A 3,518-nucleotide genomic window follows, 5' to 3' on the forward strand; every position below is an offset into this window, starting at 1 on the left:
CGGTCGGGGACACCGGTGCGGGTGGTCCTCGTCGCGAGCTCGGGCGGGTCGTCGTCGGCGCCGGCCGCGGCCGTGCAGCGACTGCTCGGCGGGGCGCCCCGCTGCCTCGTCACCGCGTCCGGGGACGACGCGGTCGAGACGGCCGCCGAGGTCGGTGACGCGCTCGGCGTGGACGCGGTCGTCGACCGGGGCTGGTCGGACCCCGCGAGCGGGCCCGGCGCCTGGGACCGCGTCGTCGAGCGGGGCGGGACGACGGTGGTCGTCTGCCCGCCGGACGTCGTGCGCGCCGTCCTCGGCCACCTGCTCGGCGTCCCGGCGGACCGGCAGTCCCGGCTGGCGGCCCCGGCGGGCTCGCTGGCCGGCGTCGAGGTCTGGCCCGGCGACGACGTCTCGATCGCCTTCACCGGACGGACCTGACGCCCTTCGCTCAGCCGAGCACCGGCAGGCGTCCGGCGAGGGCGGCGCCGTCGTCCGGCACCGGGACGCGACCGGTGGCGACGAGCACGGCGTCGGTGTCGGCCCAGCCGGTGGGCAGCGGCTCGCCGAGCAGCGCCTCGCAGGTCCGCCGGGCCAGGTCCAGGGCGGACTCGGGCGCCGGGTGGCCGGCGAGCAGGTCGAGGTGGTGCACGGCGGTCTCCACGGCCCAGGTGGCGAGCAGGTCGCCGCTGGTGAGGACCTGCCCCTGGAACGCGTGCCGCCCGTCCGGCAGGTCCTCGCAGATCCGCCGCAGCGTGCCCCCGACATCCCCGAGCTCGCGCACGGCCGACGCCGGCCCCCGGTAGGCGTCCGAGCGACGACGGCGCGCCAGCAGCACCTCGACCGGGTCGCCCTCGTCGAGGCTCGCGAACGCGGTCCAGTACGTGGCGGCGTCGACCGTCGCCGGCCCTCCCGTCCGCGCCGCCAGCCCCCCGAGCAGCTCGCCCCACCCCGCCAGCACGTGCGTCACGACGTCCAGCCGCGCCCACCCGTGACACCGCGACGCCCCGAGCAGGTCGTACTCGTCGGTGGTCTCCGCGGCGGCGACGAACGCCTCGACCGCCCCGACGAACGCCTCACGACCCTGGGCGTGACCGATGGAGAGCACGTCCGTCAGCCTGGCACGGCGCTCCCTCGTGTGGCCAGAACGAGCGGTGCCGGTCGGGACGCCGGTCACGGCGGTCGGTCAGAAGGGGATGGGCAAGTCGTCCCACGCGTCATCGCGCGGGCCGAGTTCGTGCTGATGGTTCGGCGGTGTCAGTGACGGTGACGGTGTCGGCGGCGGGTCGTCGGGGTGGGTGCGGTGGGCGGGTTCGGTGGTGCGGGTCCGGCCGGTGGGGTCGGTCCAGCTCATCGTGCCGTCGGGGTGGAGGGTCGGTCGCCAGTGGCCTTGCTGCTTGAGGCGGTGGTGGCGTCGACAGAGCCCGGCGAGGTTTGCCGGGGGTGGTGGGTCCCGTGGGCCAGGGGCGGAAGTGGTCGAGGTCGCACGTCTCGGCGGGACGATGACAGCCGTACATCCGGCAGGTCCCGTCCCGGACGGTCACCAGCTGCCGCATCTTCGCCGGTGGCCCGTACGCGTCCGACGTGATGGAGGCGAGGGTGCCGGTGTCGGCGTCGAGGACCGCGCGGGCGACCTGCAGGGGGAGGGTGGTGAGGATGCCGGCGACGGTGGTGGCGTCCACCCAGCCCAGGCCGGGCAGCTGCACCCCGGACACGAAGGCGGTGGCGCCGGTGTCGGCGCCGAGGCGGGTGGGGGCCATCTCGACGGCGGTCGGCACGCCGGGGCCGTCGGCGCTCTCGTAGTCCGCGAACTCGTGCCAGCCGAGGTCTTCCTGGGTGTCGGCGGGGAGGTCGCCGATGCGGACCTCTTGACCGGTGGTGGCGTCGATGATCGTCTCGTCGGGGTCCCGCGGGGAGAACGTCCGCACGGTCGGTGCAGCCACAGGGTCGGGGGCGCCGGTGACGACGGGGACCCCGAGGGTCACCTGGGCGCTGACGCTCACGTTGCGGAGCAGGAGGTCACCGAAGGCGTCGGCCCGGGACTCGGGGACGGTCAGGGTGTCGTCGACGTCCCGGTACTCCGCGGCGAGGCTCTCCACGGCGGTCCAGGCGGCCTTACTCGTCGCCGTGGGCAGGAGGGCGAACCACTCGGTGAGGCCGTCCTCGCTCGGGCACACCTCCACCGTCCGCACCTTCCTGGTCCTGGCGGCGTGCTCGGCCACCTGGTCCGCCGCCACCCGGGCGGCGATCCGGCGGGTCTCGGACGACACCCGCGCCGGGTCCATCGCAGCCAGACGCGGCGCGAGCGAGGCGTCCACCCGCAGGCAGGCGTCGACGTCGAGGCCGGCGGTGGCGTCGAGGACCTTGTGCGCCGTCACCGCCGCCACCTCCCCGTCCAGCACGAGCTCGAGGACCTGCGGGAACCGGGCGGACAGCTTCGCCCCGAGCCGGATCTTCCGCCCGGCGACACCCTCGGTCACCCCGGCCTCCATCGCCAGCATCGAGGGCGCCATCCCGTCGACGAACCCCACCGGGTGGGTCCGCTCGATCACCCGGTCCGAGACCATCCGGCTCTCGAACCGCGCCCCGAACGCAGCAGCCACGGCCTGCGCACCCTCCGCCGCGTTCACCAGGCCCTGAAGCTCACCGGCGACCTCGAACGCCTCCCGCGGATCCAGGCTCCGGCCGTGCTCGGCCAGGTCCCTCGCCAGCGCGACAGCATCGCCGCGTAGTGCGGCGATGCGGCTGCTGACGTTCCCCCGGTCCATGCCCTGATCTTACCCGAACACGCGTACGACGACAAGCATCGAGCCGGGTGTAGTACGTTGCAGGAGAACGAGATTAGAGGAAGTTTGAGGGAGCCTTCACCGCCGGAAAGTCGGTCGACACGAGCTCGACTATCGGTCCGGGGGAGGCTTACGCACACGCGCTGGAGGGTCCGTGAGGAGGCCGAACCAGTGGCTCGAGTGCCCTCCACCCGAAGGGAGGCCGGCATGGTGAGGCGACCCACCACGGACCTCGTCCAAGGCCGCCTGAGACCGAGCCCGGCTGGAAGGGCAGGCAACGCGCAATGCCGTCAAAGGCCCACCGCCCCGGGTCACGGCCGGTCGACACTGAGCAGCCCGAAGGGGGTCGACAGCGGCAGGCGACCCACCACGCACCCCGTCCCGGGCCGGATTCGTACCTGACCCCACCCCGCCGGACCTGAGACGCGCCGGGACGCCGTCGGACCCTCGTCCTAGGCTGGCGGGCATGAGCTACGCAGGCGACGTCACCCCCGCCGAGGCGTACGACGCGGTCACCGGACCGGACGACGCCCTCCTCGTCGACGTGCGCACGCACGCGGAGTGGACCTACGTCGGCGTGCCCGACCTCGAGGCCTCCGGCCGCGACGTCGCGTTCGTCGAGTGGTCGCACTACCCCGGCGGGACGCGCAACGACCGGTTCGTCGACGAGGTCCGCGCCGCCGGCCTCGAGCCCGGCCGGCCCGTCTACTGCCTGTGCCGCAGCGGCGTGCGCAGCATGGCCGCCGCCGAGGCGCT

3 protein-coding genes and 1 pseudogene are annotated in these 3,518 nt (G+C 74.5%); 2 read left to right on the plus strand and 2 right to left on the minus strand.

Features of this window, described 5'->3' with window-relative positions; all coding sequences use genetic code 11:
• Positions 1-417, plus strand: a pseudogene (locus tag EPD83_RS20000) (hypothetical protein); the annotation flags it as partial.
• A gap of 10 nt (positions 418-427) precedes the next feature.
• On the opposite strand, the gene EPD83_RS20005 reads toward EPD83_RS20000, so the two are convergent.
• On the minus strand, positions 428-1,084 hold the full coding sequence (locus tag EPD83_RS20005) for a maleylpyruvate isomerase N-terminal domain-containing protein (protein ID WP_164896617.1): 657 nt from the start codon (positions 1,082-1,084) through the stop codon (positions 428-430).
• A gap of 109 nt (positions 1,085-1,193) precedes the next feature.
• On the minus strand, positions 1,194-2,744 hold the full coding sequence (locus EPD83_RS20010) for a DUF222 domain-containing protein (protein ID WP_128367756.1): 1,551 nt from the start codon (positions 2,742-2,744) through the stop codon (positions 1,194-1,196).
• A gap of 484 nt (positions 2,745-3,228) precedes the next feature.
• Between EPD83_RS20010 and EPD83_RS20015 the strand changes: the two genes are divergently transcribed.
• Positions 3,229-3,518, plus strand: a 290-nt coding sequence (locus EPD83_RS20015) for a rhodanese-like domain-containing protein (RefSeq protein WP_165567062.1), incomplete at its 3' end; no start/stop codon positions are given.

Origin of the sequence: Phycicoccus flavus, assembly GCF_004025965.2 — a bacterium.
GTDB lineage: Bacteria > Actinomycetota > Actinomycetes > Actinomycetales > Dermatophilaceae > Phycicoccus > Phycicoccus flavus.